Annotated in this window: 4 protein-coding genes; 3 read left to right on the top strand and 1 reads right to left on the bottom strand. The window is 67.3% G+C overall.

Going from position 1 to position 6500, the window contains the following annotated elements; genetic code table 11:
* The 3 genes from purL to JNK68_03755 all read left to right on the top strand — a co-directional run.
* A partial coding sequence (gene purL / locus JNK68_03765; GenBank protein ID MBL8539468.1) for a phosphoribosylformylglycinamidine synthase occupies positions 1–3690 on the top strand: 3690 nt, incomplete at its 5' end.
* A gap of 210 nt (positions 3691–3900) precedes the next feature.
* Complete coding sequence (locus JNK68_03760; protein ID MBL8539467.1) at positions 3901–5349, top strand: DEAD/DEAH box helicase; 1449 nt, start codon at positions 3901–3903, stop codon at positions 5347–5349.
* 58 nt (positions 5350–5407) lie between these two features.
* Positions 5408–5674, top strand: coding sequence for an RNA-binding protein (locus JNK68_03755; GenBank protein MBL8539466.1), 267 nt, complete (start codon positions 5408–5410; stop codon positions 5672–5674).
* Between the two features lie 64 nt (positions 5675–5738).
* Here JNK68_03755 and JNK68_03750 read toward each other — a convergent pair.
* Positions 5739–6500 (bottom strand): hypothetical protein (locus JNK68_03750; GenBank protein ID MBL8539465.1); only part of this gene is annotated, 762 nt, incomplete at its 5' end.

Below are 6500 nucleotides of genomic sequence, written 5' to 3'. Positions count from 1 at the left end.
CACGAGGGGGATCTGCTCCTCGTCGTGCCGCGGCTCGGCACGCTCTCGCCGTGGTCGTCGAAGGCGACCGACATCGCCCGCCACTGCGGTCTGGACGCCGTCCGGCGCATCGAGCGCGGCGTCGCCTACACGATCGTGACTGATGCTGCGCAGCCGCTCGATGCCGCGCAGCGTGGCGCCATCGCCCCCTTTCTCTACGACCGCATGACCGAGACGGTGCTCGACCGCTTCGAGGACGCGGCGCGGCTCTTTCAGGAAGTCACGCCGGCGCCGCTGGCGACGGTCGACGTGCTGGGGGGCGGTCGCGCGGCGCTGCTGCGCGCCAATCAGGAGATGGGGCTCGCGCTCTCCGCCGACGAGATCGAGTATCTGCTCGAGAACTTCGCCAGGATCGGGCGCAACCCGTCCGATGCGGAGCTCATGATGTTCGCGCAGGCGAACTCCGAGCACTGCCGGCACAAGATCTTCAATGCCGACTGGGTCATCGACGGCGTGCCGCAGACGACCTCGCTCTTCGGCATGATCCGCGAGACGCACCGCCTGCATCCGGAAGGCACGGTGGTGGCCTACGCCGACAATGCCGCGGTGATGGAAGGACCGACCATCGAGCGCTTCTACCCGCGCGGTGATGGCCGCTACGGCTACACGGCGGAGCGCACGCACGTCCTCATGAAGGTGGAGACGCACAACCACCCGACGGCGATTTCACCCTTCCCGGGTGCCGCTACGGGGGCGGGCGGCGAGATCCGCGACGAGGGTGCCACCGGGCGCGGTGCCAAGCCGAAGGCCGGGCTCACCGGCTTCTCCGTCTCCAACCTGCGCATTCCTGGCTTCATCCAGCCGTGGGAAGACAGCGAGGCGCACGGCTATGGACGCCCCGAGCGCATTTCTTCGGCGCTGCAGATCATGGTCGACGGACCCCTGGGCGGCGCGGCGTTCAACAACGAGTTTGGTCGACCGAATCTCGCCGGTTATTTCCGCACCTTCGAGGAGGAAGTGGCAGGTGAAGTGCGCGGCTATCACAAGCCGATCATGCTCGCGGGCGGGCTCGGCAACATCGCCGGCATCCATTCGCACAAGTGCGACATTCCGGCCGGTGCGCTGCTGGTCCAGCTGGGTGGCCCGGGGCTGCTCATCGGCATGGGCGGGGGTGCGGCCTCGAGCATGGGTGCAGGGTCGAACAAGGAGGATCTCGACTTCGATTCCGTGCAGCGGGGCAACGCGGAAATCCAGCGCCGCGCACAGGAGGTGATCGACCGCTGCTGGGCGCTGGGCGAGGCCAATCCGATCCTGTCGATTCACGACGTCGGCGCCGGCGGACTCTCCAACGCGCTGCCGGAACTGGCGCACGGCGCCGGGCGCGGTGCGCGCATCGATCTGCGCAAGGTGCCGTCGGAGGAACCGGGGATGAGCCCGGTGCAGATCTGGTGCAACGAAGCGCAGGAGCGCTACGTGCTGGCGATCCTGCCCGAATCGCTCGCGGCGTTCTCTGCACTGTGCGCGCGAGAGCGCTGTCCCCATGCCGTGGTCGGCGAGGCGACCGACGACGGGCTCCTGTTGGTGAACGACCCGCTCTTCGGCGACCGGCCGGTGGACATGGCGCTGGAGGTGCTGCTGGGAAAGCCGCCGCGGATGACGCGCGACGTGCGCCGCGTGCATGCGCCGCTGCCGCCTTTCCGCTGGGCAGAGCTCAACGTGAAGGACGCCGCGCACCGCGTGCTGCGACTGCCCGGTGTCGCCGACAAGACGTTCCTCATCAGCATCGGCGATCGCACGGTGGGCGGCCTTACGGCGCGCGACCAGATGGTCGGGCCGTGGCAGGTGCCGGTGGCGGATGTCGCGGTCACCCTCATCGGCTACCGCACCCACCGCGGCGAGGCGATGGCGATCGGCGAGCGCGCACCGCTCGCCCTCGTCGATGCGCCTGCTTCCGGGCGCATGGCGGTGGGCGAGGCGATCACCAACATCGCGGCAGCGGCCATTCGCGACATCGGCGACGTGAAGCTCTCGGCCAACTGGATGGCGGCGGCCGGCCACCACGGCGAAGACGCGGTGCTCTTCGATACCGTCGCCGCGGTCGCGCTCGACCTGTGTCCGAAGCTCGGCCTCAGCATCCCGGTCGGCAAGGATTCGATGTCGATGCGCACGGCATGGCGCGACGGCGACGTCGAGAAGGCCGTGACGGCGCCGCTGTCGCTGGTGGTCTCCGCGTTCGCGCCGGTCGAAGACGCGCGCTCCACGCTCACGCCTCGTCTGCGCCTCGATCAGGGTGCGACGCGGCTGCTGCTGATCGACCTCGGCTGCGGCCGCAACCGTCTCGGCGGATCGGCGCTCGCGCAGGTCCACCGGCAGGTGGGGGAGGCCGCACCCGATGTCGACGGACCCGACGCGCTGCGTGCGTTCTTCGCGGTGATCCAGCAGTTGCACCGCGGCGGGCGCCTCCTCGCCTACCATGATCGCTCCGACGGCGGACTGTTCGTCACGCTCTGCGAGATGGCGTTCGCCGGACACTGCGGTGCGACGATCGATCTGGAATCCATCGCGCGCTCGCGCAAGGAGGCGATCGCCGCGCTCTTCGCCGAAGAACTGGGCGCCCTCGTCCAGGTGCGCGCGAGCGATGTGCCGGCGGTGCGCGAGGCTTTCGGCAAGGCCGGGCTGGGACCGGCGGTGCACGATGTCGGCTCGACCAATGCGGATGGGATGGTGGAGATCCGGCTCGCGGGCAAGGTCTTCCTGGCGGAGCGGCGCCGTGATCTGCAGCGCATCTGGTCCGCCACGACCTACCACATGCAGCGGCTGCGGGATCATCCGGTCTGCGCGCAGGAGGAGCACGACCGCATCCTCGACGAGGCGGATCCCGGCATTCAGGTGCGCCTCACGTTCGACCCGCAGGAGAACGTCGCGGCCTTCTACATCGCTTCCGGCGCGCGGCCGCGCGTCGCCATCCTGCGCGAACAGGGCGTGAACGGTCAGGTCGAGATGGCAGCGGCATTCGATCGCGCCGGGTTTGCCGCGGTCGACGTGCACATGAGCGACATCATCGCCGCCCGCCTGTCGCTGGAGGATTTCGTCGGGATCGCGGCGTGCGGCGGTTTCTCGTACGGCGACGTGCTCGGCGCAGGGGAGGGCTGGGCCAAGTCGATCCTCTTCAACCCGCGCGCCCGCGACGAGTTCGAGGGGTTCTTCGCGCGCGAGGACACATTCGCGCTCGGCGTGTGCAACGGCTGCCAGATGATGAGCAACCTGCACGAGATCATCCCCGGCACCGCAGCGTGGCCGCACTTCGTGCGCAACCGCTCGGAGCAGTTCGAAGCGCGCTTCGTCACCGTCGAGGTGCAGGACTCGCCTTCGATCTTCTTCACCGGCATGGCCGGCAGCCGCCTGCCGATCCCGGTGGCCCACGGCGAGGGCTACGCCGAGTTCGCCAGCGCCGACCGGATGTCGCAGGCGCGGGTCGCGCTGCGCTTCGTCGACAACCGCGGCGCACCGACCGAAATCTATCCGCTGAATCCGAACGGCTCGCCGCAGGGCATCACCGGGCTTACCACCGCCGACGGTCGCTTCACCATTCTCATGCCGCATCCCGAGCGCGTGTTCCTGACCGCCCAGAACACATGGCACCCCGAGGACTGGGACGCGGACGGGCCCTGGCTCAGGATGTTCCGCAACGCGCGGCACTGGGTGGGGTAAGGCTGGAGTGCGGCGAGCCTTGCCCGCGACTTCGGGGGCAGATCCGTGTATAGTGCGCCTCAAGGTTTTCGTGATGCGCAATCCGGTCCGCCTCACTGCCTTTTCGTGGTTGTTCTCAAGCCCCCTCGAATTCTTCAATCAAGCTTTCGCATCTGCCTGAACCGGTTCTGAAGGGTTGACCCTTTCGCAGGCCGATCTCAGGAGAAGTCCATTAATACGTCGTTCCAAAGCCTCGGCCTGTCGGCCGAGCTGCTCCGCGCTGTCGCGGATCAAGGCTATACCGAACCTACCCCCATCCAGTCGAAGTGCATCCCGCTCGTCCTCGAAGGACGCGATGTTCTGGCGGGCGCGCAGACCGGCACCGGCAAGACCGCCGGTTTCACGCTGCCGTTGCTGCAGCGGCTCGCCACGCGGGTAAACACGAGCGCATCGCCGGCGCATCATCCGATCCGCGCGCTCATCCTGGCACCGACCCGCGAGCTTGCGGCGCAGGTCGAGGACAGCGTGCGAGTCTACGGCCGGCATCAGCGCATTCGCACCGCCACGGTTTGCGGCGGTGTCGGCATGGGAAATCAGGTCCGCGCGCTGCGCCAGGGTGTCGACGTGCTCGTCGCCACGCCGGGCCGCCTGCTTGATCACGTGCAGCAACGCTCCGTCGATCTGCGTCGGGTCGAGATGCTGGTGCTGGATGAAGCCGACCGCATGCTCGACATGGGATTCATTCACGACATCCGCCGTATCGTCTCCCTGCTGCCGGCGAAGCGCCAGAACCTGTTCTTCTCCGCCACCTTCTCATCCGAGATCCGCCAGCTCGCGGATTCGTTCCTCGACGATCCGGTCATGGTCGCGGCAGAGAAGCAGAACACCGCGGCCGCTCTCGTGACCCAGGTCATGCATCCGGTCGACGCGGACCGCAAGCGCGAGCTGCTCGTCCACCTCATCAAGGCAGGGGACTGGCAGCAGATCCTCGTTTTCACCAGGACCAAGCACGGCGCCGATCGGCTCGCGCAGCAGCTTTCGCGCGGCGGCCTGAACGCAGACGCGATTCACGGCAACCGCAGCCAGCCGCAGCGCAATCGCGCTCTCGAAGAGTTCAAGCGCGGGAAGATACGCGTGCTGGTCGCCACCGACATCGCGGCGCGCGGGCTCGACATTCAGGCGCTGCCGCACGTGGTGAATTTCGATCTGCCGCAGGTCGCCGAAGATTACGTTCACCGCGTCGGCCGCACTGGCCGTGCCGGCAGCACGGGCGACGCCGTCTCGCTCGTGTCTTCAGACGAACAGGGGCTGCTGGCCGCCATCGAGCGCGTGCTGAAGCAACCCGTCGAGCGAAGGGTAGTGGCAGGATTCGAGCCGACGGTGTGGCGGCAGTCGGCGGTGCGTAGCGCACCACGCCATGCGCAGTCCGGCAACCGCAATAAGCAGGGCGAGACTCGTGGGCGCGGATTCGGTGACCGCGATGCTTCACCGCGCCGCGGCTCCGGGCCCCGCTCGGGCAACCCTCGTGCGGGAAACAATGCGGCGTCTCGCGTGGCGGCCGGTCGTTCCGGTGGAGAACCCAATGGCAACATCGCGGCACGCGAAGAACGGCGCAGCCCGCGGCGAGAGCCTGGGCGAGGGGAACGCGTTCCTCGGGTGCCGGCACTGTTCACCCGCTGAGCGCGCGCCCGAGGGCACGCAATACTGCACTGATTTCATGAACCCAACGGGAGCCGAAATGAACATATTTGTGGGTAATCTCGCAGAAGCGGTGACAGACGTTGAGCTCGCCGACCTCTTCAAGCCCTTCGGCCAAGTGAACTCCGTGGAAGTGATGCGCGAACTGTTCACCGGCAAATGCCGGGGTTTCGCTTTCGTCGAGATGCCGGGCAAGAATCACTCGCTCGCTGCCATCTCCGGGTTGAATGGGAAAGACTTTCACGGCCAGCCGCTGAAGGTGCATGAAGCCCGCGATCGGCCGAGCCGTGGTGGCCGCCGGCGGTAGCGGCTCCGTTCAACTGAGCGGTTGTCGAGACCGCGAATCCTGCCGCCCCGCTTGGGGGTGAGCGTCACGCCGGCGCGTGATCCGTTCTCTCTTCGAAGTAGCCGTGCGTGATGAAGTGAAGCGTCGCGGCTTCGCTGTCGTTGCCGTAGGCAGCCTGCAGATCGGCATAGTTGGCGAGATACTGCGCGGCGTCGAAGAGCGCCGGCGCGCGCTGCTCGGCATGGCCGCTCGCGATGTAGTGGGATGCGCCGATCTCCGAGTCCGGATTGGCCGCCACCTGCGTGTGAAAGGCCATGATGAGATCGGTATAGGAGGCGATGTACTCGATGCTGTCGAAGCTGACCGAGCGGCCTTCGGCGTAGGCGTTGCCGAGATAGTGATCGAAGCCTGCCGGGGCATTGTCGCCGAGTGCCGCGATCAGGTCCGTGTAGGACGCGATGTAATCGAGCGGTTGGTCGGTGATGTGCTCGGTCTTGTCCGCGAACTGGATGATCTCGATGTTCTTCAGGCTGTCGAATCCGTCGAAGGTCGAGAGGACGCTCGGGCCGTTGTTCCAGGTAATCGCGTAGGCTGCGCGCGGACCGAAATAGCTTGCCGTGTCAAGCCCGGCGCCGCCGTCGAGCACATCGGAACCCTGCCGTCCCATCAGAGTGTCGTTGCCATCGGCGCCCGATAGCGTGTCGTCTCCGCCCGCGCCGCGGATGAGGTCATCCGTCGGCGTGCCGACCAGGTGATAGTCGAAATCCAGCAGGTTGTTGAGGCCGGGGTAATCGCTCGGCTGCGGGTTGGGCGCCGGATGATTGCCGTTGAAGTCGGGCAGGTTGGC

The sequence above is a fragment of the Betaproteobacteria bacterium genome (assembly GCA_016791345.1).
Classification (GTDB): Bacteria; Pseudomonadota; Gammaproteobacteria; order Burkholderiales; family JAEUMW01; genus JAEUMW01.
Note: the sequence above shows the minus strand (reverse complement) of the source record. Positions and strands in the feature narration are given on the sequence as shown.

Coding starts and splice junctions, on each gene's coding strand:
- JNK68_03755 (MBL8539466.1), top strand. CDS start 5,408: ATGAACATATTTGTGGGTAATCTCGCAGAAGCGGTGACAGACGTTGAG.